General features: G+C 61.6%; 26 protein-coding genes and 1 other RNA gene. 12 read left to right on the top strand and 15 right to left on the bottom strand.

The window, feature by feature from the left end; all coding sequences use genetic code 11:
• Positions 1–9: 9 nt before the first annotated feature.
• Complete coding sequence (locus NCT04_RS02020; RefSeq protein WP_250463030.1) at positions 10–702, bottom strand: hypothetical protein; 693 nt, start codon at positions 700–702, stop codon at positions 10–12.
• Positions 703–882: 180 nt separating this feature from the next.
• Here NCT04_RS02020 and NCT04_RS02015 point away from each other — a divergent pair, with 180 nt between their 5' ends.
• The 9 genes from NCT04_RS02015 (at position 883) to ruvB (ending at position 10,734) form a co-directional block, all read left to right on the top strand.
• Positions 883–2,196, top strand: coding sequence for a THUMP domain-containing class I SAM-dependent RNA methyltransferase (locus NCT04_RS02015; RefSeq protein WP_250463021.1), 1,314 nt, complete (start codon positions 883–885; stop codon positions 2,194–2,196).
• Between the two features lie 319 nt (positions 2,197–2,515).
• A complete protein-coding gene (locus tag NCT04_RS02010) occupies positions 2,516–3,913 on the top strand; it encodes an aminopeptidase P N-terminal domain-containing protein (RefSeq protein WP_250463018.1) in 1,398 nt (465 codons plus the stop codon).
• A gap of 1 nt (position 3,914) precedes the next feature.
• The gene (locus NCT04_RS02005; protein ID WP_250463015.1) at positions 3,915–5,126 is read left to right on the top strand and encodes a UbiH/UbiF/VisC/COQ6 family ubiquinone biosynthesis hydroxylase; all 1,212 of its coding nucleotides are present in this window, start codon (positions 3,915–3,917) and stop codon (positions 5,124–5,126) included.
• A gap of 257 nt (positions 5,127–5,383) precedes the next feature.
• Complete coding sequence (gene dusB, locus NCT04_RS02000; protein ID WP_244826998.1) at positions 5,384–6,475, top strand: tRNA dihydrouridine synthase DusB; 1,092 nt, start codon at positions 5,384–5,386, stop codon at positions 6,473–6,475.
• Positions 6,472–6,705, top strand: a complete 234-nt coding sequence (locus tag NCT04_RS01995) for a Fis family transcriptional regulator (protein ID WP_040052966.1) — start codon at positions 6,472–6,474, stop codon at positions 6,703–6,705. Before dusB ends, NCT04_RS01995 begins: the two co-directional genes overlap by 4 nt.
• A 64-nt stretch (positions 6,706–6,769) precedes the next feature.
• On the top strand, positions 6,770–8,335 hold the full coding sequence (purH, locus tag NCT04_RS01990; RefSeq protein ID WP_250463012.1) for a bifunctional phosphoribosylaminoimidazolecarboxamide formyltransferase/IMP cyclohydrolase: 1,566 nt from the start codon (positions 6,770–6,772) through the stop codon (positions 8,333–8,335).
• A 111-nt stretch (positions 8,336–8,446) separates the two neighbouring features.
• Positions 8,447–8,989: a crossover junction endodeoxyribonuclease RuvC gene (gene ruvC / locus NCT04_RS01985; protein ID WP_244826996.1), complete on the top strand. Its 543-nt coding sequence runs from the start codon at positions 8,447–8,449 to the stop codon at positions 8,987–8,989.
• A gap of 24 nt (positions 8,990–9,013) precedes the next feature.
• The gene (ruvA, locus tag NCT04_RS01980; RefSeq protein ID WP_244826995.1) at positions 9,014–9,595 is read left to right on the top strand and encodes a Holliday junction branch migration protein RuvA; all 582 of its coding nucleotides are present in this window, start codon (positions 9,014–9,016) and stop codon (positions 9,593–9,595) included.
• A gap of 80 nt (positions 9,596–9,675) precedes the next feature.
• Complete coding sequence (ruvB, locus tag NCT04_RS01975) at positions 9,676–10,734, top strand: Holliday junction branch migration DNA helicase RuvB (RefSeq protein WP_244826994.1); 1,059 nt, start codon at positions 9,676–9,678, stop codon at positions 10,732–10,734.
• A gap of 3 nt (positions 10,735–10,737) precedes the next feature.
• Here the strand turns inward: ruvB and NCT04_RS01970 are convergent, their stop codons facing one another.
• The 3 genes from NCT04_RS01970 to tyrS are packed head-to-tail and all read right to left on the bottom strand — an operon-like array spanning position 10,738 to position 13,099.
• Positions 10,738–11,385 carry a histidine phosphatase family protein gene (locus NCT04_RS01970; protein ID WP_250463009.1) on the bottom strand — a complete coding sequence of 216 codons (648 nt, stop codon included), beginning with the start codon at positions 11,383–11,385 and terminating at the stop codon, positions 10,738–10,740.
• Positions 11,382–11,855, bottom strand: a complete 474-nt coding sequence (gene dtd / locus NCT04_RS01965; protein WP_250463006.1) for a D-aminoacyl-tRNA deacylase — start codon at positions 11,853–11,855, stop codon at positions 11,382–11,384. Before dtd ends, NCT04_RS01970 begins: the two co-directional genes overlap by 4 nt.
• A complete protein-coding gene (tyrS, locus tag NCT04_RS01960; protein WP_250463004.1) occupies positions 11,852–13,099 on the bottom strand; it encodes a tyrosine--tRNA ligase in 1,248 nt (415 codons plus the stop codon). The genes dtd and tyrS overlap by 4 nt, the downstream gene beginning before the upstream one ends.
• 291 nt (positions 13,100–13,390) lie before the next feature.
• Here tyrS and NCT04_RS01955 point away from each other — a divergent pair, with 291 nt between their 5' ends.
• Positions 13,391–14,521: an anhydro-N-acetylmuramic acid kinase gene (locus NCT04_RS01955; RefSeq protein ID WP_309964158.1), complete on the top strand. Its 1,131-nt coding sequence runs from the start codon at positions 13,391–13,393 to the stop codon at positions 14,519–14,521.
• A gap of 68 nt (positions 14,522–14,589) precedes the next feature.
• Here the strand turns inward: NCT04_RS01955 and erpA are convergent, their stop codons facing one another.
• The 3 genes from erpA to rplM all read right to left on the bottom strand — a co-directional run bounded on the left by erpA (position 14,590) and on the right by rplM (position 15,996).
• The gene (gene erpA / locus NCT04_RS01950) at positions 14,590–14,955 is read right to left on the bottom strand and encodes an iron-sulfur cluster insertion protein ErpA (RefSeq protein WP_244826990.1); all 366 of its coding nucleotides are present in this window, start codon (positions 14,953–14,955) and stop codon (positions 14,590–14,592) included.
• Between the two features lie 208 nt (positions 14,956–15,163).
• Positions 15,164–15,556, bottom strand: coding sequence for a 30S ribosomal protein S9 (rpsI, locus tag NCT04_RS01945; protein WP_244826989.1), 393 nt, complete (start codon positions 15,554–15,556; stop codon positions 15,164–15,166).
• Between the two features lie 11 nt (positions 15,557–15,567).
• Complete coding sequence (gene rplM / locus NCT04_RS01940; RefSeq protein WP_244826988.1) at positions 15,568–15,996, bottom strand: 50S ribosomal protein L13; 429 nt, start codon at positions 15,994–15,996, stop codon at positions 15,568–15,570.
• Positions 15,997–16,635: 639 nt separating this feature from the next.
• Between rplM and NCT04_RS01935 the strand changes: the two genes are divergently transcribed.
• The gene (locus tag NCT04_RS01935) at positions 16,636–17,058 is read left to right on the top strand and encodes an OsmC family protein (protein WP_244826987.1); all 423 of its coding nucleotides are present in this window, start codon (positions 16,636–16,638) and stop codon (positions 17,056–17,058) included.
• 64 nt (positions 17,059–17,122) lie between these two features.
• On the opposite strand, the gene rnpB is transcribed toward NCT04_RS01935, so the two are convergent.
• The 3 genes from rnpB to pyrC all read right to left on the bottom strand — a co-directional run bounded on the left by rnpB (position 17,123) and on the right by pyrC (position 19,550).
• Positions 17,123–17,537: RNase P RNA component class A (rnpB, locus tag NCT04_RS01930), an RNA gene on the bottom strand.
• A gap of 90 nt (positions 17,538–17,627) precedes the next feature.
• A complete protein-coding gene (locus NCT04_RS01925; RefSeq protein ID WP_250463001.1) occupies positions 17,628–18,464 on the bottom strand; it encodes a DUF3025 domain-containing protein in 837 nt (278 codons plus the stop codon).
• Positions 18,465–19,550, bottom strand: coding sequence for a dihydroorotase (gene pyrC / locus NCT04_RS01920; protein WP_250462998.1), 1,086 nt, complete (start codon positions 19,548–19,550; stop codon positions 18,465–18,467).
• A 188-nt stretch (positions 19,551–19,738) separates the two neighbouring features.
• Between pyrC and NCT04_RS01915 the strand changes: the two genes are divergently transcribed.
• Positions 19,739–20,641, top strand: coding sequence for a class II glutamine amidotransferase (locus NCT04_RS01915; RefSeq protein ID WP_250462994.1), 903 nt, complete (start codon positions 19,739–19,741; stop codon positions 20,639–20,641).
• 71 nt (positions 20,642–20,712) lie between these two features.
• Here NCT04_RS01915 and NCT04_RS01910 read toward each other — a convergent pair whose 3' ends face one another.
• The 5 genes from NCT04_RS01910 to NCT04_RS01890 form a co-directional block, all read right to left on the bottom strand.
• A complete protein-coding gene (locus NCT04_RS01910; RefSeq protein ID WP_250462991.1) occupies positions 20,713–21,438 on the bottom strand; it encodes an amino acid ABC transporter ATP-binding protein in 726 nt (241 codons plus the stop codon).
• Complete coding sequence (gene gltK / locus NCT04_RS01905) at positions 21,435–22,112, bottom strand: glutamate/aspartate ABC transporter permease GltK (protein WP_244826982.1); 678 nt, start codon at positions 22,110–22,112, stop codon at positions 21,435–21,437. Before gltK ends, NCT04_RS01910 begins: the two co-directional genes overlap by 4 nt.
• A complete protein-coding gene (locus NCT04_RS01900) occupies positions 22,112–22,852 on the bottom strand; it encodes an amino acid ABC transporter permease (RefSeq protein WP_250462988.1) in 741 nt (246 codons plus the stop codon). Before NCT04_RS01900 ends, gltK begins: the two co-directional genes overlap by 1 nt.
• A gap of 69 nt (positions 22,853–22,921) precedes the next feature.
• Positions 22,922–23,815, bottom strand: a complete 894-nt coding sequence (locus NCT04_RS01895; protein ID WP_244826980.1) for a glutamate/aspartate ABC transporter substrate-binding protein — start codon at positions 23,813–23,815, stop codon at positions 22,922–22,924.
• Between the two features lie 309 nt (positions 23,816–24,124).
• Positions 24,125–25,438: a Glu/Leu/Phe/Val family dehydrogenase gene (locus NCT04_RS01890; protein ID WP_250462984.1), complete on the bottom strand. Its 1,314-nt coding sequence runs from the start codon at positions 25,436–25,438 to the stop codon at positions 24,125–24,127.
• Positions 25,439–25,508 lie beyond the last annotated feature (70 nt).

The raw sequence follows: 25,508 nt of genomic DNA, 5'->3' as shown, positions 1-25,508 counted from the left end.
CTGGCAAAGTCAGTACGCGCGGCGTTCGACTGGTCGTCCGCGATGAACCAGTTTGCCATCCTGTTTGGAGAGCGTTTCACCAACGCACGCGGGTGACTCCGCTAACCGCCTCGCACACAAAAATGCGGACAGGTTCTCGAAGCTCTTAAAGTGAATAATCGCATCCACACCTTTAAGGGTTCCACTCGCTTCGACAAGAGTCGCGACTAGTGCCGATAGCGCGATTTTGTCGACGGACCCAATGCATCGTGCAATGGCGGCTTTTCGACGCTCGGAGACAATACGAATCCATTCGGTGGCGCTCTGCAAGTCTGCTGTTGGAAATGCAGCTAACCTGCTGGCAAACGTCATATCGTGCTCGAACTCTTTTCGTTCGCGCAGGTTCTCGTACTGCCTAAACTGAAAGGCTAGCTTTAATTGGCCGCTTTCTGGCCAAGCGATAACAAGATTGGAAACCAGCCAGATCAACCAGACGACAGTAAAGGTTAGCAGCCAACCCGTCCTCCCAGGCAGAAATTGATGTTTTGCCATCCAAGCGAAAAACCCTGCGAGGAAGACAACGAAGAAACCTCCATAAAAGACAATACTTGTTAGCCGCTTTCTCTTTTGATGTTGCGGCTTTTTTTCTTTCTCAAGAGCTTTCGCTCTGAGTGGCTCTGCATCTCTGAGCGCGTCTAGTACATGCTGCACTGCGGCTTCCATCTTTTTTTCCCGACAAGTTGGACGAGCTACTATCTGGCCGCCATGAAAGCAACGGCGGTGCGACGGTAAATGTTAAGCGGCTGGTACACAACGTGAATCGTCTGAAATGCGCCGCCGGTCGGCCGAACCACCTGCCGCGTACAATGTCGCCTTCCGATTCACGCAAACGAAAGCCCCCTCATGTCCTCCCCCCTCTTCGACTGGTTTGTCCCCTGCCCGCGCGGTCTCGAAGCGCCGCTTGCCGCCGAGCTCGCCGAGATCGGGGAGCGCCATGTCGCAAGCGCGCCGTTATCCGGCGGCGGAACGCTTGCCGTCGGCGCACAGGTTCCCGGTGGCGTGCACTTCCGGGGCGGCTGGGTCGCGGGCATGGCGGCGAATCTGCATTCGCGTATTGCGAGCCGCGTGCTCTTGAAGATCGCGCAGGGCCCGTATCGCAACGAACACGATATCTACGAACTCACGCACCAGCAGCGCTGGGAGCAATGGTTCACGCCGAGCCAGACAATGCGCGTCGATCTCACCGCCATCAAGTCGCCGGTGAAGAGCCTCGAATTCACGACGCTGCGTGTCAAAGATGCCGTCTGCGACCGCCTGCGCGATGTCGCCGGCGCGCGCCCGAGCATCGACACCGCGCAGCCGGACGTGCGCGTGTTCGCGTTCCTCACGGTGAACGAATGCACGCTCTATCTCGATACCTCCGGCGAGCCGCTCTTCAAGCGCGGCTGGCGTCTGGACAAGGGCGCGGCGCCCCTGCGCGAGAATCTTGCAGCCGGCATCCTGCGTCTCACGGGATGGACGCCCGGCACGCCGCTCTTCGATCCGATGTGCGGCAGCGGCACCTTCCTCGCCGAAGCCGCGCAGACCGCGCTCGATATTGCGCCGGGTAGCGAACGGCGCTTTGGCTTCGAGAAGCTCAAGCCGTTTCATCCGGGCATGTGGCAGAAGCTCAAGTCGGCCGCTGGCGAAGCGAAGCGCGCCGCGCGTTCGGCGCGCTCGGAGTTGAACATCTTCGGCAGCGACATCTCCGGCGACATGCTGGAAAAGGCGCGTGCCAATCTGAGCCGCGCCGGTGTATCGAACCTGCAGCTCAAACAGGTCGATGCCCGCAACATGATGCCGCCCACGGAAGCGCCCGGCATTCTCGTGGCGAATCCGCCGTATGGCGAGCGGATCGAAGTGCGTGGACGCGGCCCGCGCGGCGAGATTCGCGACACGCCGCGCTCGCGTCGCGACGATCGTGACGACGAAGAAGCCTTCGCGCGCGCTCAACCCGATCCCGCCGATACCGAATTCTTCATCTCCTTCGGCAACGCGCTCAAGCAACGCTTCCCGGGCTGGCGCGCCTACGTGCTGACCTCGGACCGAAAGCTGCCGGGCATGTTGCGGTTGCGCGAATCGACCAAGACGCCGCTCTTTAATGGCGCGCTCGAATGCCGTTTGTTCCGCTTCGATCTGATCGCGGGCAGCGTGCGGAATCGGGCGAGCGAAGAGTAAGCAGCTTGGTTTGCGAGTAGGCGACACGTCGCAGTGCGGCGTTCGCCGCTTCGCTTCGGTGACTCGACTGCCGACAGTGCGCACCACGGAGGTCGAAGACATGCGACGAATCAATCCGTGATGCTGCGTAGATCCATCGGGCCTGAGACCCTGCGCATCGCCGAAAATCGACATTCCGCGCGCCGATTCGTCCGCGACGAAAGCACATACGCCCCGCGCGCTCCACTCGACCGCAAATTCTGCCCTACCCTCACCGCACTCACCAACAGGCCGAATGGCCGAGTCCCCCTGCATCGAAACCCGGCGCTACAATCGGCGAATGAACTCACTCACCGAACTTGCCAGCCCCATCGCCGTCGACGTCTATCGCGGCCGCCGCGAACGCGTGCTCGCCGCGATGCGCGCTCAAGGCGGGGGCATCGCCGTCGTGGCTACCGCGCCGGAAGTCTTGCGTAACCGCGACGCCGACTACCCCTTTCGCCACGACAGCTATTTCTACTATCTGACAGGCTTCACCGAGCCCGAGGCGACGCTCGTGCTGAACGCGAGCGCGCAAGACGGCGAGCCTGCATTCATCCTCTTTTGTCGCGAAAAGAACGCCGAGCGCGAAACCTGGGAAGGCTTTCGGTTTGGCCCCGAAGCCGCGCGCGATGCCTTCGGTTTCGATGCCGCCTTCGCCATCGATTCGCTCGACGAGGAGATGCCGCGTCTCATCGCGGACAGACCCGCGTTGTACTACGCGCTCGGGGCATCGGCGGAAGTGGACGCGCAAGTGCGCGGCTGGCTCGCCGCCGTGCGCGCGCAAGGCCGCAGCGGTGTTCGCACGCCGGAAGAGGCACGCAATCTCCTGCCGCTGCTCGACGAAATGCGGCTCGTGAAAGACGCGCACGAAATCGCGATCATGCGACGCGCCGGGTCGATTTCAGCCGAAGCGCATCGGCGCGCCATGCGTGCGTGTCGTCCCGGCATGCACGAATACGAGATCGAAGCCGAACTGCTCTATACGTTCCGCCGACGCGGCGCGCAGGCGCCCGCTTACGGTTCCATCGTCGCGGCGGGGGCGAATGCCTGCGTGCTGCACTATCCGGCGGGCAATGCCATCGCGCGGGATGGCGACCTGATCCTCATCGACGCCGCCTGCGAACTCGACGGCTACGCCTCCGACATCACACGCACTTTCCCGGCAAGCGGTCTGTTCACGCCGCCGCAGCGCGAGCTTTACGACATCGTGCTGGCCGCGCAAAGCGCCGCCATCGAAGCGACCCGCGCCGGCGTCAGTTTCGACGCACCGCATCAGGCTGCGGTGAAAGTGCTGTCGCAAGGTTTGCTCGATACCGGCATCCTCGATAAAGCGAAGTTCGGCACTATCGACGACGTGATCGGCGAACGCGCCTTCGCGCGCTTCTACATGCATCGCACGGGGCACTGGCTCGGCATGGACGTGCATGACGCGGGCGACTATCGCAACGCCGACGGCCCGCGCGATGCGCAGGGCGCGCGCGAGTGGCGCACGCTCGCGGCGGGCAACGCGCTCACCATCGAACCAGGCCTTTACGTGCGCGCCGCCGAAGACGTGCCCGAGCGCTACTGGAACATCGGCATTCGTATCGAGGACGACGCCATCGTCACGCCCGATGGCTGCGAGCTGCTCACCCGCGAAGTGCCCGTCGATGCCGACGAAATCGAAGCGCTTATGCGCGAATCGAACCAAGACTGATATGAACGACACGACCAGGCCCGTGCACGACGAAGGGCATTTCGACCATGACATCGCCATTGTCGGCGCGGGGCCGGTCGGGCTCGCGCTCGCGGGCTGGCTTGCGCGGCGCAGCGCCACGCAACGCTTGTCGATCGCGTTGATCGACGCGCGCACGCCTGAAGCCGCCGCGAGCGATCCGCGTTCGCTCGCGCTCTCGCATGGCAGCCGCGTGATGCTTCAGCCGCTCGGCTTTCCCGCCGATGCCACGCCGATCCGCCGCATCCACGTGTCGCAGCGCGGGCACTTCGGCCGCACGCTGATCGAGCACGACGAACACGAGTTGCCCGAGCTGGGCTACGTGGTGCGCTACGGTTCGCTCGTCAGTGCGCTTGCCAGCGGGGTGCGCGCAACGAACGTGGACTGGCTCACCGAGACCTCCGCGCTGCCGCCGCTGCAGGACGACGAGGGCGTCACCTTGCCGCTCAAGTCGTCGGCGGGCGAACGCACGATCCGCGTGCGCGTGCTGGTGAACGCGGAAGGCGGGCTGTATCAGCAGACTTCGGGCGAGAGCGCCGTCTCGAACGAACGGCACGCGCGCGATTATGGGCAAACGGCGATCGTCGGTACGGTGAGCGTATCGGAGCCTCAGGCGAACGTGGCATGGGAGCGCTTCACGCGCGAAGGTCCGATTGCGTTGTTGCCCTGCGGCGGCGCGCGTCACGCGGACTATTCGCTCGTCTGGTGCGGTTCGCCCGACGAAGCCGCGCGGCGCATGCAGCTCGACGACTCGGCGTTTCTCGCCGAACTCGGCGATGCCTTCGGTACGCGCATGGGCCGCTTCACGCGCATCGCGTCGCGGGCGGCGTTTCCGCTCGGGCTCACCGCGCTCCACGCGCTGGTGGATCGCCGCACGGTCGCAATCGGCAACGCGGCGCAGACCTTGCACCCGGTCGCGGGTCAAGGCCTGAACCTGGGCTTGCGCGATGCACGCGCGCTGTCGGATGCCTTGTCCGCCGATGGCGCGCGTCCGCTTGCGCTTCTGCGCTTCGCTCAATGCCGCGCGCTCGACCGGCGTCTGACGATCGGCGCCACCGATACGCTCGCGCGCATCTTCACGGTGGACTTCGCTCCGCTTGCCGCGATGCGCGGGCTTGCCTTGACGGCGCTCGAGTTCCTGCCGCCATTGAAGACGGCGCTCGCCCGTCAGATGATGTTCGGGCAAAGACGCTGATCCGCTTTCTATCTGTATTTGGCGGCCCGTCGCAAGACGCGACGCCGCCTCATTCGTCAGCACAAAGCCCGACTTATCCTCTATGAGCTCGTCCGCTTTCATAGAAGATTTAAAGACTTGCGCGCGATTGCTCTTAATTTCAGCACCCGCTTCGCGTTAAAATACGCGTTTCCCTTCAGCACTAGCAAACGCTCGACGCAGCGCGGCGCTTTTCATGGCGCCTTGCTTTATGTCGTCGGCGCCACGCCCAAGCCTTCATGCCAAGCATTGGTTCACACGTTCTGCGCAACAACCTGTTCGTCGCCCCGATGGCAGGCGTCACCGACCGACCGTTCCGTCAGCTCTGCAAGCGCATGGGCGCGGGCTACGCGGTGTCGGAGATGGTCGCTTCGAACGCGCAGTTGTGGAAGAGCGAAAAGACCATGCGGCGCGCCAACCACGCGGGCGAAGTCGAGCCAATCTCCGTTCAGATCGCGGGCGCGGATCCGCGGATGCTGGCCGAAGCCGCGCGCCACAACGTCGCGAACGGCGCGCAGGTCATCGACATCAACATGGGATGTCCCGCCAAGAAGGTTTGCAACGTCGCGGCGGGTTCCGCGCTCCTGCAGAACGAAGAACTCGTGGCGCGTATCGTCGAGACGGTGGTTCAGGCCGTCGGCGTAGGGCCGGATGCCGTGCCCGTCACGCTCAAGATTCGCACGGGGTGGAATCGCGAGAACAAGAACGCGCTGAACATCGCGCGGATCGCGGAAGATGCCGGCATCTCCATGCTCACCGTGCATGGCCGCACGCGCGCGGACCTCTATAAGGGCGACGCCGAATACGAGACCATCGCGGCCGTCAAGAACGCGGTGAAGATTCCGGTGGTCGCGAACGGCGACATCACGACGCCCGAGAAGGCGCGGCACGTGCTGACGGTGACGGGCGCGGACGCGATCATGATTGGCCGCGCGGCGCAGGGTCGACCGTGGCTCTTTCGCGAGATCGAACATTTTCTGACGACGGGCGAACGGCTGCCGCCGCCGCTCATCGAAGAGATCCAGCAGGTGATGAACGAGCACCTCGAAGATCACTACGCTTTCTACGGGGAATTCACGGGCGTACGGACTGCGCGTAAGCACATCGGCTGGTACACTCGCGGCCTTTCCGGCGCCAACACCTTCCGGCACCGGATGAATACGCTGGACACGACCAAAGAACAATTGCTCGCGGTCAACGAATTCTTCGACGCGCAAAAAGCGTTGTCCGACCGTCTGGTCTATGTCGACGAGAGCGGCGACGACTGCGACGCGGCTGCCGAAGAATCGTGCGGCGGGCATCACGACATAGACCGACAAAAAGCCGCATGAGCAGACATAACATCGAACAATGCGTCCGCCAGAGCCTGGACAATTATTTTCAGGATCTGGACGGCTCCAACCCGCACGACGTCTACGACATGGTGATTTCGTGCGTGGAAAAACCGCTGCTCGAAGTGGTGCTCGAGCAGGCAGGCGGCAACCAGTCGCTTGCGGCCGAGTATCTCGGCATCAACCGCAACACATTACGCAAGAAGCTTCAGCAGCACGGATTGATTTGATTCATCGGACCGGGGCGTCCGCCCTGGTCTGGCCTGGCTATCCTTTTTGGTTTCAGTGTTCACCATGATCAAGCAAGCGCTCATTTCCGTTTCCGACAAATCCGGCATCATCGACTTCGCCAAATCGCTGGCGGAGCTTGGCGTCAAGCTCCTCTCGACCGGCGGCACGGCGAAACTGCTGGCCGACGCGGGCTTGCCCGTCACGGAGGTCGCCGACTACACCGGCTTTCCGGAAATGCTCGATGGGCGCGTGAAGACGCTGCATCCCAAGGTTCACGGCGGCATTCTCGCGCGCCGCGATCTGCCGGAGCACATGGCGGCGCTGGAAAAGCACGACATTCCGACCATCGATCTGCTGGTGGTGAATCTGTATCCGTTCGTGCAGACCGTGGCGAAGGAAGAGTGCTCGCTGGAAGACGCCATCGAGAACATCGACATCGGCGGGCCGACCATGCTGCGCTCGGCGGCGAAGAATCATCGCGATGTCACCGTGATCGTCGATCCGGCCGATTACGCCACCGTGCTCGACGAAATGCGCGCGAATCACAACAGCGTGGCCTACAAGACGAACTTCCGTCTCGCCACCAAAGTGTTCGCGCATACCGCGCAATACGACGGTGCGATCACGAACTATCTGACGAGTCTGACCGACGAGCTTCAACACGCAACTCGCAATACGTATCCGGCAACCTTCAACGTCGCTTTCGAGAAGGTGCAGGATCTGCGTTACGGCGAGAATCCGCATCAGAGCGCGGCGTTCTATCGCGATCTCGCGGTGCCCGCTGGCGCGCTCGCTAACTACGAGCAGTTGCAGGGCAAGGAACTCTCGTACAACAACATCGCCGATTCCGACGCGGCATGGGAATGCGTGAAAACCTTCGACGCGCCCGCCTGCGTCATCATCAAGCATGCGAATCCGTGTGGCGTGGCGCTCGGCGCAAACGCGCACGAAGCCTACTCCAAGGCGTTCAAGACCGATCCTACGTCGGCGTTCGGCGGCATCATCGCGTTCAATCGCGAAGTGGACGAAGCGGCGGCGCAGGCCGTAGCCAAGCAGTTCGTCGAAGTGCTGATCGCGCCTTCGTTCAGCGATGCCGCGCGCGCGGTGTTCGCGGCCAAGCAGAACGTGCGTCTCTTGCAGATCGCGCTCGGCGACGGTCATAACGCGTTCGACCTGAAGCGCGTGGGCGGCGGGCTGCTGGTGCAATCGCTCGATTCGAAGAACGTGCAGCCGCATGAACTGCGCGTGGTGACGAAGCGCCACCCCACGCCCAAGGAAATGGACGACCTCATGTTTGCGTGGCGCGTGGCGAAGTTCGTGAAGTCGAACGCCATCGTGTTCTGCGGCGGCGGCATGACGCTTGGCGTCGGCGCGGGGCAGATGAGCCGCGTGGATTCGGCGCGCATTGCGGGCATCAAGGCGCAGAACGCGGGTCTCACGCTGACCGGCTCGGCCGTGGCTTCGGACGCGTTCTTCCCGTTCCGCGACGGGCTCGACGTGGTGGTCAATGCAGGCGCGACCTGCGTGATCCAGCCAGGCGGCTCCATGCGCGACGACGAAGTGGTCGCCGCCGCCGACGAGCACAATGTTGCGATGATTCTCACCGGCACGCGTCATTTCCGCCATTAATCGCTGCGGCATCCTTTATTATTGGCCTGTTTGCGCTGCCTGCTGATTGGCGGCACAAATAGGCCAATTTCATTTCGAACGACCGCCACGCCGGAGCGCATTTCCGCAAACATGAGAATTCTAGGCATCGATCCGGGCTTGCGCGTGACCGGCTTCGGCATCATCGACAAGTCCGGGCACTCGCTCACCTACGTGACGAGCGGCGTGATCAAGACAGCCGACGCAGACTTGCCTTCGCGTCTGAACACCATCTTCGAGGGCATTTCCACGCTCATCGGGCAGCACAATCCAGATCAGGCGGCGATCGAAAAAGTCTTCGTGAACGTGAATCCGCAGTCCACGCTGCTGCTTGGCCAGGCGCGCGGCGCGGCCATCTGCGGCATGGTGGCGAGCGGCCTGCCGGTCGCGGAATACACCGCGCTGCAATTGAAGCAAGCCGTGGTCGGCTATGGCCGCGCCACCAAGGAGCAAATGCAGCAGATGGTCGTGCGTCTGCTCGGCCTGACAGGCGTACCCAGCACCGACGCAGCGGATGCGCTCGGCATGGCGATCTGCCATGCGCATGGCGGCACCGGCCTCGCGGCGCTCGGCACCATCGCGCCGTCGCTGGCGAAAAAAGGCTTGCGCGTCAGGCGCGGTCGTCTCATCGGCTAATCAACCTCGATACTTACTGCAAATATGATCGGTCGCATTGCCGGCGTTCTGCTGGAAAAAAATCCGCCGCATCTGCTCGTCGATTGCGGCGGCGTCGGCTACGAAATCGACGTGCCGATGAGCACCTTCTACAACCTGCCGCATGCCGGCGAGAAGGTCGTCCTGCTCACGCAGATGATCGTGCGTGAGGACGCGCATCTGCTGTACGGATTTCTCACCGCGCAGGAGCGTTCGACGTTTCGCGAGTTGTTAAAGATCAGCGGCATCGGCGCGCGCATGGCGCTGGCCGTGCTCTCCGGCATGAGCGTGCAGGAGCTCTCGCAAACGGTGACGACGCAGGACGCCGCGCGCCTCACGCGCGTCCCGGGCATCGGCAAGAAGACGGCCGAACGTCTGCTGCTCGAACTCAAGGGCAAGCTCGGCGCCGATCTCGGCGCAATGGCAAGCGCGGCTTCGCAGTCCGATCACGCCTCCGACATCCTCAATGCCCTGCTTGCGCTCGGCTATTCCGAGAAAGAAGCGCTCACCGCGATCAAGAACGTGCCTGCCGGAACCGGCGTCTCCGAGGGCATCAAGCTCGCGCTCAAGGCGCTCTCGAAAGGCTGATTCTGCGGGCGTTTCGCGTGTTGCGCCATTAGGCCGTTCGGCCAGGTTCATCGCGGGAAAGCTCGCTGTACAATCGACGGATGATCGAAACCGACAAACTCGCCGCTGAGCGCATCATCGCGGCCACGCCCGTCTCGCCGAACGAAGAAGCCTTCGAGCGCGCGTTGCGACCGCGCCAGCTCGACGAATACGTCGGCCAGGAAAAGGTGCGCGGCCAGCTCGAGATTTTCATCGAGGCGGCCAAGCGCCGTTCGGAAGCGCTCGATCATGTACTGCTGTTCGGGCCGCCGGGTCTTGGCAAGACGACACTCGCACACATCATCGCGCGGGAAATGGGCGTTAATTTGCGACAGACCTCAGGGCCGGTGCTGGAACGCGCGGGCGACCTCGCTGCCCTCCTCACCAATCTCGAAGCGAATGACGTGTTGTTCATCGACGAGATTCATCGGCTCTCGCCGGTCGTCGAGGAAATTCTTTATCCGGCACTGGAGGATTATCAGATCGACATCATGATCGGCGAAGGCCCGGCCGCGCGTAGCGTGAAACTGGATCTGCAGCCGTTCACGCTCGTCGGCGCGACCACGCGCGCGGGCATGTTGACCAATCCTCTGCGCGACCGCTTCGGCATTGTGTCGCGGCTCGAGTTTTATAACGCGAGCGAACTGGCGCGTATCGTGTCGCGTTCGGCTTCGTTGCTGAAGGCGGAGATCGTGCCCGAGGGCGCGCTCGAGATTGCGCGGCGTTCGCGTGGCACGCCGCGTATCGCGAACCGGCTGCTGCGCCGCGTGCGCGATTTCGCCGAGGTGAAAGCGGACGGCAACATTACCGCCGAAGTCGCGGATGCCGCGCTGAAGATGCTCGATGTCGACCCCGTCGGCTTCGACCTGATGGACCGCAAGCTGCTCGAAGCCATCCTGCAGAAGTTCGATGGCGGCCCGGTGGGCGTGGATAATCTTGCGGCGGCTATCGGCGAAGAGCGCGATACCATCGAAGACGTGCTGGAGCCGTATCTGATTCAGCAAGGATATTTGCAACGCACGCCGCGCGGACGCGTGGCGACGTTGCTGACGTATCGGCACTTCGGGCTGGCTGCGCCCGATGCAGGGCCGATTCGGGAGCTTTGGGATGCGAAGGGGTGAGGGTTAGGCTTGCTTTCGCAACCCATCGTCGTCCGTATCTGTCGCCAGATGCGAAACGTCGCCCCACGAAACCACCCTCGCCGCATCCCCGTCGTAATCAACGACATTGACGCTGCAATTCAACAACGGCCAGTCGCGAGCGTCCTGCAACGACAGCTTCTTAGCAAACCGATAGATGCAGTCCAGCACGCCGCCATGCGCCACGCACGCAATGCGCCCGCCCGGATGCGCGGCTAGGATAGGCTCCATTGCATGCACGACACGGTGATAAAACACCCGCTGTGATTCGCCACCCGGCGGCGTAAAACCCGGGTCCCGCGTTTGCCACTCGACGAACTCCGCAGGAAACTTCTCGCTGATCTCGTCGCTGTCATGACCTTGAAACGCGCCGTACAAGCGCTCGCGCAGTCCCTTCGAAAGACACAGTTCGAGCCCGAGCGCATCCGCGAAAGGACGCGCCGTTTGCTGCGCGCGTTGCAGGTCACTCGAATAGACCGCATCGAGCCCGCCCTCGCGCGCCATGCGCCGGCCCAGTTGCTCGGCCTGCAGACGCCCGTGCTCGGAGAGCGGAATGTCGATATGCCCTTGTATGCGCTTGATGCGATTCCAGTCGGTTTCGCCGTGGCGAATGAAAAGGACCTGAGTGGTCATGGCGTTTCCGGTTGCGGCCGCACTTGCAGCCAGAATGTGACCGGCCCGTCGTTCACGAGCGATACCTGCATGTCCGCACCGAATTCGCCGGTCTCGACCACCGGATGCTTCTTACGCGCCTCGAGCACGAAGTGGTCGAAGAGGCGCTTGCCTTCGTCGGGCGGCGCGGCGGGCGTGAAGCTCGGACGCAAGCCGCTCGACGTATCGGCGGCAAGCGTGAATTGCGACACCAGCAAGACGCCGCCCGCGCGCCCCGCGCCATCCATGTTCTGCACGGAAAGATTCATCTTGCCGGCAGCGTCGCTGAAGACTCGATACGCAAGCATCTTCGCCAGCAGCTTGTCGGCGGTTGCTTCGTTGTCGCCGCGCTCGGCGCAGACCAGCGCGAGCAAGCCTGCGCCGATGGCGCCCGTGACACGCTCGCCCACGCGCACGTCGGCGCGCGCCACGCGCTGGATGAGCGCAATCATGCGGTCAACGTGATCCGCGCAAAACGGCGCTTGCCGACTTGCACGACGAACTCGCCCGCCTCGACCTTCAAGCCTTTGTCGGTGATGGTCACGCCATCGATCTTCACGCCGTTCTGCTCGATGTTACGCAGCGCTTCGCTCGTCGATGGCGCGAGTCCCGCCTGCTTGAGCAACTGACCAATGGCGAGCGGCGCACCCGCGAGCGTGACGCTCGGGATATCGTCCGGCACGCCGCCCTTCGCGCGATGATTGAAGTCTTCGAGCGCGCGCTCGGCATCCGGCGCGGAATGAAAGCGCGTGACGATCTCCTGCGCCAGCAACACCTTGAAGTCGCGCGGATTGCGGCCGCCTTCCGCTTCCTTCTTGAAGCCCGCGATTTCCTCGATGCTGCGGAAAGACAGCAGTTCGAAATATCGCCACATGAGCACGTCGGAGATGCTCATCAGCTTGCCGAACATCTCCGTCGGCTTCTCGCTGATGCCGACGTAATTGTGCTTCGACTTCGACATCTTCTCGACGCCATCGAGACCTTCGAGCAGCGGCATCGTCAGAATACATTGCTGCTCTTGACCGTATTGCTTTTGCAATTCGCGGCCGACAAGCAGATTGAATTTTTGGTCCGTGCCGCCGAGTTCGAGGTCCGCGTTCAGCGCGACGGAGTCGTAGCCTTGCATCAGCGGGTAAAGCAACTCGTGGATGGAAATGGGCACGCCGCCCTGAAAGCGCTTGGTGAAATCCTCGCGTTCCAGAATGCGCGCGACCGTGTAGCGCGATGCCAGCTTGATCATGCCGTCGGCGCCGAGCGGCATCGACCATTCGCTGTTGTAGCGAATCTCGGTCTTCTCGCGGTCGAGCACGAGCGCGGCCTGTTCGAAATACGTCTTTGCGTTGTTTTCGATCTGCTCGCGTGTGAGCGGCGGGCGGGTGGCGTTGCGGCCGGAGGGATCGCCGATCAGCGAAGTGAAATCACCGATCAGAAAAATGACCTGATGCCCGAGGTCCTGCAACTGGCGCATCTTGTTCAGCACGACCGTATGGCCGATATGAATGTCCGGCGCCGTCGGATCGAGGCCGAGCTTGATGCGCAGCGGCTTGCCCGTGGCCGCGCTTTTGGCGAGCTTCTGCGCGAATTCATCTTCGATCAGCAGTTCGTCGCAACCGCGCTTGGCAATGGCGAGCGCGTTGCGCACTTCGTCGGTAATCGGAAAGGCTTGCGCGGCAGGTGCGTTGGATTCAGTGGTCATGCTTTGCGGCTTGTGAGGTCAAAATGAGCGGTCGCGGGCGGCACTAACGCCGATGACGAAGCCGTCCGAACAACGCGGCGACATTCGCGAAAATGAGTGCAATTGCAGGTTCGAGCCGACGATTTTACGCGATGACGTGCCCTTTCGCGCCCTTTCGGCCAGCAATCGCGCCCGAATTGCAGAACGAGGCTTTTGACGCCGCTTAACGATTCGGCCAGTTACGCGGATAATCGCGGCTTAGCGGACTCGAGCGAATCGAAGGAGAGCAGCGTGGGTAAAAAGACCGAGGTAATCGAAAGCGGCGCGGCGGACGGCGTGTACTTCGGTTTGATGTCCGGCACGAGCATGGATGGCGTCGATGGCGTCGCGGTGCAGTTCGCGACCGGCAAGACGCCCGTTGTTCTTGGCGAGGCTCACGTCTCGTTCTCGAAGGGTCTGCGCGACGCGCTTTTCGAACTGCAAGCGCCCGGCGCCAACGAGCTTGAACGCGAGGCGCTCGCCGCCAACGCGCTCGCCACGCGCTACGCCGTTTGCTGCCACGAATTGCAGAGCATGAGCGGCTATTCGTCCACAAAGGTGCGCGCAATCGGCGTGCATGGCCAGACGGTGCGGCATCGGCCGGAAAAGGGTTACACGCGCCAGATCAACAATCCCGCGTTGCTGGCGGAAATGACGAACATCGACGTAATAGCAGATTTCCGCAGCCGCGATGTCGCCGCCGGCGGCCAGGGCGCGCCGCTCGTGCCGGCGTTTCACGCGACGCTCTTCGGCGCGAAAAACGAAACGCGCGTGGTCTGCAATCTCGGCGGTATCAGCAACATCACGATTCTCTCGTCGAGCGGCGCGGTACGCGGCTTCGACTGCGGCCCGGCAAATGCGCTGCTCGACGAATGGGCGCTTCGTCATCTGCAAAGACCCTATGACGATGGCGGACAATTCGCGGCATCGGGTCAAGTCGATCAGGCTCTCTTGAACGCGTTTCTCGACGAACCGTTCTTTCAGGAAGCACCGCCCAAGAGTACCGGGCGCGACTTGTTCAATCCCGCATGGCTCGACGCCAAACTCGCGGCGTTCACGGGCCTCGCTCCCGCCGATGTACAAGCCACGCTCGCCGCGCTGACGGCGACTTCGGTGGCGCGCGAGATCGAGCGTCACGCATCCGACGCCCGCGCGGTCTACGTTTGCGGCGGCGGCGCGCGTAATCCGGTGCTGCTCAGGATGCTTCAACAGGCGCTGGAAGAAAGCGGCGTGGCGGGCGTTCCCGTCATGACGACCGACGCGCTCGGCGTGCCGCCGCAACAGGTCGAGGCTTTTGCCTTCGCGTGGCTCGCAATGCGCTGCGTCGCGCGCAAGCCCGGCAATCTGGCAGCCGTGACGGGCGCAGCGGGCGAACGCGTGCTCGGCGCAATCTATCCGCACTGAGCCCACTAAAGCCTGAAACGAAAACGGAGCCCGAAGGCTCCGTTTTTCATTCGACCGCTAAACCGAACTCAGACCGAGAACGACGATCCGCAACCGCAAGTGGTCGTGGCGTTCGGATTCTTGATCACGAACTGCGCGCCATTGAGGTCGTCCTTATAGTCGATCTCCGCGCCGACGAGATATTGATAGCTCATCGAATCGACGAGCAATTGCACGCCCGCCTTGTCCATTACGGTGTCGTCTTCGTTGACGGCTTCGTCGAACGTAAAACCATACTGGAAGCCCGAGCATCCGCCGCCCTGCACGAACACGCGCAGTTTCAGTTCCGGATTGCCTTCTTCATCGATCAATTGCTTGACCTTGTCCGCGGCCGCGTCGGTGAAGACGAAGGGCAAAGGCATCTCGGTCGTGGGGGTGTCGCTCACAGTGCTCATTCGAATTCTCCAATTAAGCTTCTAACCGCTATTGTAGGGCTCTTCCTAACATCGTGCTCGATGTCCATGAAATCAATGGGCTAAAGCAAATTCGACACAATTTGGCGCAGCGCGCGTCAGAACAAAAAAAGCCGCCGGCACGTGCGGTGCGGGCGGCTTTTTCGGGCAACTTCGCGTCCAGTAAGACGGAGGCGAAGCGCCAAAGCGCTTAACGCTTCGAGAACTGCTTCCGGCGGCGTGCCTTGTGGAAACCGACCTTCTTACGTTCCACTTCACGCGCGTCGCGGGTGACGAAGCCAGCGTTCGACAGTTGCGACTTGAGCGTTGCGTCGTAGTCCATCAGCGCGCGGGTGATGCCGTGGCGAACCGCGCCTGCCTGACCCGTTTCACCGCCGCCCGACACGTTGACCTTGATGTCGAACGTGCTTGCGTGATTCGTGAGTTCCAGCGGCTGACGCACGATCATCAGCGAGGTTTCGCGCGAGAAGTAGTCGGCGATGGGCTTGCCATTGACGACGATATCGCCCTTGCCCGACTTAATGAAGACGCGAGCGACGGCGCTCTTGCGGCGGCCCGTACCGTAGTTCCAGTTACCGATCATGTGGGCTCCCCTTAGATCTCGAGCGCTTTAGGCTGTTGAGCCGTATGCGGATGCGTTGCTTCGGCGTAGACCTTCAGCTTCTTGATCATTGCGTAGCCGAGCGGACCCTTCGGCAGCATGCCCTTCACGGCCTTCTCGAGCGCGCGGCCCGGGAAACGCTCTTGCATTTTGCCAAACGTCGTTTCATAAATGCCGCCCGGGTAGCCCGAGTGACGATAGTACTTCTTGTCCGTAGCTTTATTGCCCGTGACCTTCAGCTTGCCGGCGTTGATGATGATGATGAAATCACCAGTGTCGACGTGCGGGGTGAATTCAGGCTTGTGCTTGCCGCGAAGACGGCGTGCCACTTCGCTGGCGACACGGCCGAGAACCTTATCCGTCGCGTCAATCACGTACCATTCACGCGTCACCTCATGGGCTTTTGCGGAAAACGTCTTCATGATCGATCCAAAAATTTAAATCTGCCCTTGGCTGTTTTCAGCCTTTACCTTTGTTCGGTCCTGCTTATATGAGCGTTCAAGAACTTGCGTTCAGGACGCGCTGCAGGCTCTCCCTGACTTCTCTTCGCGGGCGTGGAACGAAGAGAACTTTGAATTATAAAGGGAAATAGTCGCGGAGGTCAAAAGAATGACGCTTTTGGGCCCGCCACAAGGGCGCTGTGGGCGAAAAAAAGCCCGAGCGCTGAGGGCTCGGGCTTAATCCACCAAAGGAGGAGGTGGAGGAGACGCGGTAGATGTGTCTAACTGCGACAATCAATGAGACGAGTATAGGCACGGTCATGCGGGGAGGCAAGAAGATTTGCATCGTGAAAGATGAGTTCATAATGTGGAATTTCCATAAAGGTGCAGTGCGCGCGACTTCCCCTTATAAAACATCGCGATAGAACGGATTCAGCGGTCATCCAGAGCGATTTAACCCGCTAGAGTCCTTCCTCCACTTCGCGAATCTGTTATCCGGCGGCAATACCCTCACGTAAAGGTTTGCTCGTCAACCGGTAGATGCGCGCATGCGCAGCCATCCCGACGACCGCGAGCCGCTACAATGAAACCCCTGTAAACGTAGAACGCTGGAGCCTGAGCATGGAAAGCAAAGTGAGCTGGATGGGACCGGACGGCATGGCGTTCGCGGCCGAAACGGGTAGCGGTCATATCGTTACGATGGACGGAGCGCCCGAAGGCGGCGGACGCAATCTCGCGCCGCGTCCGATGGAAATGGTGCTGCTTGGCACCGGCGGCTGCACCGCCTACGACGTGGTGATGATCCTGAAAAAGAGCCGCCAGGAGATTCAAGGCTGCTCCGTCACGCTCAAGGCCGATCGCGCGAGCGAAGATCCCAAGGTCTTCACGAAGATTCACTTTCACTTTACGGTCACGGGCAAGAATCTGAACCCGGCGACCGTCGAGCGCGCGATCAACCTGTCGCATGACAAGTATTGCTCGGCGTCGATCATGCTGGCGAAGACCGCCGAACTGACGCATTCGTTCGATATCGTCGAAGTCTAAGCGAGCGCGCAAGCAAAAAAGAGCCGGCATCACGCGCGTGACGCCGGCTCTTTCTTTTGGAATACGACAAAGCGGGCCGATAAGCCGGATTCTGTGCACGCAATACGCCCGAAAGCGATCGCGCGTGGCAGTCATTCCTCTAGGCGCGCCATTGCTGACGCGCTCAAGCTTCCTACCCGCAGACGAACGGGGGCACCGTCCTGCATCTCGAAGATGCGCGCCTGCCTATTTGGAATTGCTCCGGGTGGAGGTTACCGTGCCGGCCAGTCTCACGATGGCCGCGGTGCGCTCTTACCGCACCGTTTCACCCTTACCTGATCTCCCGACTTGCGCCAGGAGCCATCGGCGGTTTGCTTTCTGTTGCCCTGTTCCGCGTGTTGCCACGGATGGCCGTTAGCCATCACCCTGCCCTGTGGAGTCCGGACTTTCCTCGCCCTCGACGCACGAAACGTCGAAGCCGCGACTGCCTGGCCTGCTTTGCGGGGTCGATTCTAGCATCGGGTGTCTACCGCATCTCGAGGAATAGTATTTTGCCTGCGAATCGTGCGCGCTGCGTTGGCCGCGACGTCTCACGCGCTGCGTCTGCCCGGACGAAACACTGTCGTATCGTCGTAAAACTCGGGGGATTCGTTTGCTTGCCACCAGCCCGGCACGCCAAGCACCGGTATCGGCGAGAAAGCGCGGCTTTCGATCGTCCCGGCATTCAGGCTTGCCGTTACGCGTTCATCGAGCAAGGCGCGGCGGGCGGTATCGTCAAGAGAGAAGTAGTCAGCGGGCACCGGCACGAGCCACGCGTGACCCGTGCACGCCTTGTACGGCGCAACGAGTTTCTCCAGCAACGCGTGTCCGAAGATGCGCGCCTCACAGCGCGTACCCCACGCCGCACGGCCCTCGATGAAAAGCGCACGCCAGTCGAAGCGGCGCAAGGCATCGGCGAGCATTGCGTCCGAGTAAGCGAAAAACACCGCGTTTTCGTCGAAAAGCGTAAGTGCATCGCGCACGCCGCCGCGCGTCGGACCGATACCGCGCGTCTCGATCTGCTCGGCCTGTCGCGCATTGAGCGCCGCCTTGACGCGCGGATACGCAAACCACATCTGGCCGTTGAAAAAATCGTGGAGGTTATGGCGCGTGGGCACGCATCCCGTTTCGGCGATATGCCCTTCATACGACGCCCCGTCCGGCAAGGCTTCCTGCGCGATAAACGCGAGCGGCCGAGCGCGCCCCGTGACATGCGCGGCGGCTTGGGCGTCGTCGTTCAGGACGGACAGATAGCACGCCGGGCTATCGAGCGCGGCGGCTTGCCAGCGCCTGCCGCGCGCTTCGATCGATGTTAACCACGGGCGCGTCCAGTCGATTGCCGCGAAACGGCCAACGCCGTCTTCAGCCGCCCCCGACGCGCCGCTCACTCAACTTGCCTCCACGAAGCGCCATCCGATCGATTCCCCGCCACGCAGCGGCACGACCTCTTCGTCGCCGACGGAAAATTCGGCGGGCAGCGTCCACGATGCGCGCTCGAGCGTCACTTTCTCCGCGCTGCGCGGCAAGCCGTAGAAATCCGCGCCATGAAAGCTCGCGAAACCTTCCAGTTTGTCGAGCGCGCCGGCTTTATCGAAGGCTTCCGTATAGAGTTCGAGCGCGTGGAGCGCCGTGTAACAGCCCGCGCAACCGCACGCGTGCTCTTTCAAGCCTTTCGGATGCGGCGCGCTGTCCGTGCCGAGGAAAAAGCGCGCGTTGCCGGAAGTCGCCGCCTCGACCAGCGCCACGCGATGCGTCTCGCGCTTCAACACCGGCAGGCAGTAGTAATGCGGCCGGATGCCGCCCACGAGAATGGCATTACGGTTGAACAGCAGGTGATGCGCGGTGATGGTCGCGCCGATCGTGCCATCCGGACCTTCGGCGTCGCGCACGTAGTCGGCGGCGTCTTTCGTCGTAATGTGCTCGAACACGACCTTGAGCGCGGGGAAATCGCGGCGCAGCGGCAGCAGCACGCGGTCGATGAACACCTTCTCGCGATCGAAGATATCGATATCGCCATCGGTCACTTCGCCGTGGATGAGCAGCGGCATGCCCGTTTCCTGCATGACTTCGAGCGTCTTCGCGCATTTGCCGAGGCTCGTCACGCCCGCGTCCGAATTGGTCGTCGCGCCCGCCGGATAAAGCTTCACACCGTGCACGAAGCCGCTTTCGCGCGCCCGGCGGATCTCGTCAGGCGGCGTGTTGTCGGTGAGATAAAGCGTCATCAGCGGCTCGAAACGCGCGGCGGCGCCGTCTTTCGGCAGCGCGGACAGGATGCGCTCGCGATAAGCCGCGGCCATTTCCGTGGTCGTCACGGGCGGCTTCAGGTTCGGCATGATGATCGCGCGACCGAACTGGCGCGCCGTATGCGGCAGGACGGCGGCGAGCATCGCGCCGTCGCGCACGTGCAGATGCCAGTCGTCGGGACGCGCAATCGTGAGTGTCGTGAGCGAATCGGGCGAGGCGGAATTGGACATGGCGTGATGGCGGCGGAAACGTTGGAGTCGGGAGATCTAAAGACCTGGCAAAAACATCCGTGGAAAATTGACAACGCCGCGTTTTGCCCGACGCCGTTCGAATTTTGGATGACTGCCCCGGTGATATGCTTGTCGGACGTATTGTAACAACGGGCTCAATGCCCTTACCGGCTCTCGCTTTCAGCAACATGTGCCAACTTCTCGGAATGAACTGCGCCGAACCGACCGATGTGACGTTCTCGTTCACCGGGTTCGCCGCGCGTGGCGGGGTCACGGATCACCACGCGGACGGCTGGGGTATCGCGTTCTTCGAGGACAAGGCGTGCCGGCTTTTCATCGACCATGAATCGTCCGCCAAGTCGCCGCTCGCGGAGATGGTGAAGCGCTATCCGATCAAATCGAAGAACACCATCGCGCATATTCGCAAGGCGACGCAAGGGCATATCCTGCTGGAAAACTGCCATCCGTTCCTGCGTGAGTTGTGGGGACGGCACTGGATCTTCGCGCACAACGGCGATCTCAAAGACTACGCGCCCGAACTGAACGGCCTGTATCAACCCGTCGGCAACACAGACAGCGAGCTTGCCTTTTGCACGCTGCTGGAAGGTTTGCGCAAGGCGTTTCCGCGCTCGCAACCGCCGCTGGAAGAATTGTTCGACGCGCTCGCCTCACTCACAGGCGAGATCACGAAGCACGGCGTGTTCAATTTCCTGATGTCCAACGGCCAGGCGCTCTTCTCGCACTGCTCGACGCATTTGTACTATTTGGTTCGCAGTTGGCCGTTTTCGACCGCGCATCTGATCGACGCGGACATGTCGATCGATTTCGCCAAGTACACGACGCCGGAAGATCGCGTGGCGGTCATCGCCACCTCGCCGCTCACCGATAACGAAGTCTGGACGCGTTTTGCGCCCGGCGATCTCGCCATGTTCCAGAAAGGCGCGCTCTCGCGCACGGTGAACATTCCGGTGCCGGATGAAGTCGCGAAGAAGGCCGCCGAGCCGCTTGCCAAAGCGTGCGTGGGATCGGCGCTGAAGATCGAGGAAATTCAGTCGACGGCGTCGGTGGAAACCGAACTCGGGATCGAATAAAACGAATCGAACGCTGAATAAAAACGGCCTTCCTCACGGAAGGCCGTTTTGCATGACGCCGCGAAAACGCGTCAGTGCAGGATTTTCGCCAGAAAGTCCTTCGCGCGATCCGACTTCGGATTCGCAAAGAACGCTTCCTTTTGGTCGTCCTCGACGATCAATCCCTTGTCCATGAAGATCACGCGATGCGCGACCTTCTTCGCGAAGCCCATTTCGTGCGTCACGCACATCATGGTCATGCCTTCCTGCGCGAGTTCGACCATCACGTCGAGCACTTCGTTGATCATCTCGGGATCGAGCGCGGAGGTCGGTTCGTCGAAGAGCATGGCAATCGGGTCCATCGACAGCGCGCGGGCAATCGCCACGCGTTGCTGCTGACCGCCCGACAACTGGCCCGGAAACTTGTCCGCGTGCGCGCGCAGGCCCACGCGATCGAGCAGTTTGAGACCCTTCGTCGTCGCTTCGTCGCTCGAACGGCCCAGCACCTTGATCTGCGCGAGCGTCAGGTTCTGCACGATCGACAGATGCGGAAACAGCTCGAAATGCTGGAACACCATGCCGACCTTCGAACGCAGCTTCGAGAGATTGGTCTTCTTGTCCGTGAGCGATTGACCGTTGATGGTGATCTCGCCCTTCTGAAACGGTTCGAGCCCGTTCACGGTCTTGATGAGCGTCGACTTCCCCGAACCCGACGGGCCGCACACCACGACGACCTCGCCTTTCTTCACTTCGGTCGTGCAGTCCGTCAGCACCTGGAACTGCCCATACCACTTGGAAACATTCTTGATAGAGATCATCTTGCGACCTTTTTCTGAAGACTTTTTACGAGTGCCGATGCCAACACGCAAACCACGAAATAGCACGCGCCGGCGAACAGCACCATCTCGACGGTCGTGCCGTCGCGGTCGCCGATGTTCGTCGCCGTGCGGAAGAAGTCCGCGAGACTGATCACGTAGACGAGCGACGTATCCTGGAACAGGACGATCGCCTGCGTGAGCAACAGCGGCACCATTGCGCGGAAAGCCTGCGGCAGCACGACGAGTTTCATCGCCTGGCCGTAGGTCATGCCGAGTGCGAACGCCGCGTTCACCTGACCGCGCGCCACCGCCTGAATGCCCGCGCGAATGATCTCCGAATAGTACGCAGCTTCGAAGAGCGAGAACGCGACCATCGCGGAAGCGAGGCGAATGTCGATATCGGCGGATAAGCCGAGCACATTCTGCAGCAACTGCGGCACGATCAGGAAAAACCACAGCAACACCATCACGAGCGGAATCGAGCGGAACACCGTGACGTAAGCGCTCGCGAACCACTGCAAGGGTTTCACACCCGACAGACGAAACAGCGCGAGCACCGTGCCCCAGACAATGCCGATCACGATGGCGAGCACCGTGATCTGCAGCGTGATGATGGCGCCCGTCCACAGCGTGGGCCACGCGCCCACAATGCCGCTCCAGTTGAATTGATGCATTACTTGCCTCCGATGTAGCCAGGCAACCGGGTCTTCGCTTCTACCCAGCGCATCAGGTTCATCACGACGAGGTTGATGAGCATGTAGGCGAGCGTCACCGCGATGAACGACTCATACGTCTGCGCCGTGTAGTCGACGAGTTGCCGCGCCTGCGCCGAAAGGTCGAGCAGACCGATGGTCGACGCGACCGCCGAATTCTTGAACACGTTGAGGAATTCCGACGTGAGCGGCGGCACGATGATGCGATAAGCGACCGGCATCAACACATAGCGATACGTCTGCCATTGCGTGAAACCCATCGCGAGACCCGCGTTGCGTTGACCAGGCGGCAGCGCGCTGATGCCCGAGCGCACCTGTTCGCACACGCGCGCGCCGGTGAAGAGTCCGAGACAAATGATCGACGAGGAAAAGAACTGCGCCGATGGCGGCAGTTGCTTGAACCAGTTGCCGATGGAAGGCGGCAGCAATTCTGGTATCACCAGATACCAGACGAAGAACTGCACGATCAATGGAATATTACGGAAGATCGCGACATAGACAGTGCCGATGGCCGCCAGGAAGCGATTCGGGACCGTGCGCAAGATGCCGAACAACGAGCCGACCACAAGCGCGATCACCCAAGCCGCGAGCGACACGGTAATCGTCACCCAGAAGCCGGAAATCAGCCAGCCGAGATACGTGGTGGGCTCGCCGGTCGAAACCGGACTCAGCAGAATGCCCCAGTTCCAGTGGTAAGACATGGACCTCACTCCAAAAAGAAACGGAAGAAGCAAGCTCCTTCCGTCTCGTTCGCTCGATAGTCGAACCGGTTAGTCGATTACTTTGTCATTCGGGCTCTTGAAGAGAGCCTTGATGTCGTCGCTTTCCGGGAAGTTGAGGTTGAGGCCCTTCGGCGGAATCGGGCTTTCGAACCACTTCTTGTAGATCTTGTCGGCGTCGCCCGAGGTTTCCACCTTGGCGATGGCGTCGTCCACGACCTTCTTGAACTCGGGGTCGTTCTTGCGCATCATGCAGCCGTACGCTTCATGCGATTGGGGCGCGCCGACGATCACGAAATCGTTCGGCGTGTTGGACTTGGCGCGTTCGCCCGCGAGCAGCGCATCGTCCATCATGAACGCGACGGCGCGGCCGGTCGACAGCGTGAGAAACGACTCGCCGTGATCCTTCGCGCTGATGATGTTCATGCCCATGCTCTTGTCCTGATTCATCTTGCGAAGCAGGCGCTCGGAAGTCGTGCCGGCGGTCGTCACGACCGTCTTGCCCTTCAGGTCCGCCCAGTCCTTCACGCCGGAATCCTTCTTGGTCATGAGGCGCGTGCCGATCACGAAAATCGTGTTCGAGAAGGCCACTTGCTGCTGACGTTCCGCGTTGTTCGTGGTCGAGCCGCACTCGAGGTCCACCGTGCCGTTCTGCACGAGCGGAATACGGTTTTGCGAAGTGACCGGCGTGAGCTTCACCTTCAGATTCGGCATGTTGAGCTTCTGCTTGACCGCTTCCACGACCTGCAGCGCGAACTCATGCGAATAGCCGACGACGTTCTGCTTGTCGTCGTAGTACGAGAAAGGAATGGACGACTCGCGATGCCCCAGCGAGATCACACCCGTGTCCTTGATTTTCTTGAGCGTCCCGGCGTCTTGCGCGTGAGCGCTAGCCGCGATGAATCCGAGCGCGGCGATGAGCAGCGCAGCTTTTTTAATCTTCATGTGTTCGATCTCCTGTGGCAAAAATCGGGGCAAGTTTAGCAGGGTAATTATTCTGAAAGAATGATTGTTAACCCACTCTGTCTTATTTTCGGGATGTCGGCGGAAAGGTCTCCGGCATTGGCGCTTGAGCACTTACTTCAGTCGAGCTGCGTCGCGACAGAAAACCGCGATGTTATAGCAATCCTCATGCAAATGCGGGCGACGTCCCGAAGGAGCGTCGCCCGCAAATTTCATCGGTCGTTCATGCGGCACGCGTCATGCGAGCCGCTTGCCTCATGCCACATCCGACACGAGCGCGTGGCCATGCGATCAGGGATACAGGCCGCGCATTTCACGCGCCATGAGAATGCGCGTACAGGCCACGATGAACGCCGCCGTGCGCACCGAAACCTTATGCTCGCTCGCCACTTGCCAAACCGCCGCAAACGCTTCACGCATGACACGTTCGAGCCGCTGGTTGATCTCGTCCTCGGTCCAGAAGAAGCTGGAGAAGTCCTGCACCCATTCGAAATACGACACCGTCACACCGCCCGCATTCGCCACCACGTCGGGGATCACGAGCACGCCCTTGTCGTGGAGGATGTCGTCGGCGGCCGTCGTGGTCGGGCCGTTCGCGCCTTCCACGACGATCTTCGTTCTGATCTTCGGTGCGTTCTTCTCGGTGACCTGGCCTTCCAGCGCGGCCGGAATGAGGATGTCGGTCTCGATGGTCCAGAACTCGTCCGCCGATACCGGATCGGCGCCAGCAAAGCCGCCAACGCCGCCGTTCTGCGCGACGTGCTCGGCGAGCGCGAGCGTGTCGATACCCTTCGAGTTGTACAGCGTGCCCGTGTGATCCTGCACCGCGATGACACGCGCGCCCGCTTCCTGGAACAGCCGCGCCGCGATTCCGCCGACGTTGCCGAAGCCCTGCACCGCGATACGCGCGCCTTCGATCTCAAGCCCCATGCGACGCGCCGCTTCCGAGCCGACGACGAACACGCCGCGCCCCGTCGCTTCCTTGCGACCGAGCGAGCCGCCAAGCGCGATCGGCTTGCCGGTCACGACGCCCGTAGCCGTTTGCCCCTGGTTCATGGAGTACGTGTCCATCATCCAAGCCATGATCTGCTCGTTCGTGTTCACGTCCGGCGCGGGAATGTCCGTGTTCGGCCCGATGATGATGCCGATCTCGCTCGTGTACCGGCGCGTCAGACGTTCGAGCTCGCCACGCGATAGCATGCGCGGATCGACGCGAATACCGCCTTTCGCGCCGCCGTACGGCACGTTCACTGCCGCGTTCTTTACCGACATCCACGCGGACAAAGCCATCACTTCGGAAAGCGTCACGTCCTGGTGATAACGCACGCCGCCCTTGCCGGGACCGCGCGACGTGTTGTGCTGCACGCGATAGCCTTCGAAATGCGCGACGGTGCCGTTGTCGAGTTCGATCGGGCAATCGACTATGAGAATGCGCTTCGGGCGCTTGAGGGTTTCAAGCCAACGGGAGAGAGAACCGAGATACGGTGCGACGCGATCGACCTGCTGCAAGTAGTTGCCCCAGGGGCCGAGATCGTCGGCATGGAGGTACGACGGGATCGCGTGTTTGGCGTCCGGCGCTTGCAGCGAGTGCTTCGAAGAGGACAATTGATGCTCCAGCGGTGAAGGAATGCGCCCATTGTCGAAAAACAGCGTGCGCAATGCCAATGCCGTTTGC

It is taken from the genome of Caballeronia sp. GAFFF2, from assembly GCF_023631485.1.
Taxonomy (GTDB): Bacteria; Pseudomonadota; Gammaproteobacteria; order Burkholderiales; family Burkholderiaceae; genus Caballeronia.
The sequence above is the reverse complement of the archived record's forward strand: the minus strand, read 5'-3'. Positions and strand labels throughout refer to the sequence as shown.

What these genes read in the sequence shown, in the direction of transcription:
- rplM (WP_244826988.1), bottom strand. Translation starts at nt 15,996, where the DNA reads ATGAAGACGTTTTCCGCAAAAGCCCATGAGGTGACGCGTGAATGGTAC.
- NCT04_RS01970 (WP_250463009.1), bottom strand. Translation starts at nt 11,385, where the DNA reads ATGACCACTCAGGTCCTTTTCATTCGCCACGGCGAAACCGACTGGAAT.
- erpA (WP_244826990.1), bottom strand. Translation starts at nt 14,955, where the DNA reads ATGAGCACTGTGAGCGACACCCCCACGACCGAGATGCCTTTGCCCTTC.
- NCT04_RS01995 (WP_040052966.1), top strand. Translation starts at nt 6,472, where the DNA reads ATGAGCAGACATAACATCGAACAATGCGTCCGCCAGAGCCTGGACAAT.
- rpsI (WP_244826989.1), bottom strand. Translation starts at nt 15,556, where the DNA reads ATGATCGGTAACTGGAACTACGGTACGGGCCGCCGCAAGAGCGCCGTC.
- purH (WP_250463012.1), top strand. Translation starts at nt 6,770, where the DNA reads ATGATCAAGCAAGCGCTCATTTCCGTTTCCGACAAATCCGGCATCATC.
- NCT04_RS01900 (WP_250462988.1), bottom strand. Translation starts at nt 22,852, where the DNA reads ATGTCTTACCACTGGAACTGGGGCATTCTGCTGAGTCCGGTTTCGACC.
- NCT04_RS01895 (WP_244826980.1), bottom strand. Translation starts at nt 23,815, where the DNA reads ATGAAGATTAAAAAAGCTGCGCTGCTCATCGCCGCGCTCGGATTCATC.
- dusB (WP_244826998.1), top strand. Translation starts at nt 5,384, where the DNA reads ATGCCAAGCATTGGTTCACACGTTCTGCGCAACAACCTGTTCGTCGCC.
- NCT04_RS02010 (WP_250463018.1), top strand. Translation starts at nt 2,516, where the DNA reads ATGAACTCACTCACCGAACTTGCCAGCCCCATCGCCGTCGACGTCTAT.
- NCT04_RS01935 (WP_244826987.1), top strand. Translation starts at nt 16,636, where the DNA reads ATGGAAAGCAAAGTGAGCTGGATGGGACCGGACGGCATGGCGTTCGCG.
- gltK (WP_244826982.1), bottom strand. Translation starts at nt 22,112, where the DNA reads ATGCATCAATTCAACTGGAGCGGCATTGTGGGCGCGTGGCCCACGCTG.
- pyrC (WP_250462998.1), bottom strand. Translation starts at nt 19,550, where the DNA reads ATGTCCAATTCCGCCTCGCCCGATTCGCTCACGACACTCACGATTGCG.
- NCT04_RS02005 (WP_250463015.1), top strand. Translation starts at nt 3,915, where the DNA reads ATGAACGACACGACCAGGCCCGTGCACGACGAAGGGCATTTCGACCAT.
- ruvB (WP_244826994.1), top strand. Translation starts at nt 9,676, where the DNA reads ATGATCGAAACCGACAAACTCGCCGCTGAGCGCATCATCGCGGCCACG.
- NCT04_RS01910 (WP_250462991.1), bottom strand. Translation starts at nt 21,438, where the DNA reads ATGATCTCTATCAAGAATGTTTCCAAGTGGTATGGGCAGTTCCAGGTG.
- dtd (WP_250463006.1), bottom strand. Translation starts at nt 11,855, where the DNA reads ATGATTGCGCTCATCCAGCGCGTGGCGCGCGCCGACGTGCGCGTGGGC.
- ruvA (WP_244826995.1), top strand. Translation starts at nt 9,014, where the DNA reads ATGATCGGTCGCATTGCCGGCGTTCTGCTGGAAAAAAATCCGCCGCAT.
- NCT04_RS02020 (WP_250463030.1), bottom strand. Translation starts at nt 702, where the DNA reads ATGGAAGCCGCAGTGCAGCATGTACTAGACGCGCTCAGAGATGCAGAG.
- tyrS (WP_250463004.1), bottom strand. Translation starts at nt 13,099, where the DNA reads ATGACCACTGAATCCAACGCACCTGCCGCGCAAGCCTTTCCGATTACC.
- ruvC (WP_244826996.1), top strand. Translation starts at nt 8,447, where the DNA reads ATGAGAATTCTAGGCATCGATCCGGGCTTGCGCGTGACCGGCTTCGGC.
- NCT04_RS02015 (WP_250463021.1), top strand. Translation starts at nt 883, where the DNA reads ATGTCCTCCCCCCTCTTCGACTGGTTTGTCCCCTGCCCGCGCGGTCTC.
- NCT04_RS01915 (WP_250462994.1), top strand. Translation starts at nt 19,739, where the DNA reads ATGTGCCAACTTCTCGGAATGAACTGCGCCGAACCGACCGATGTGACG.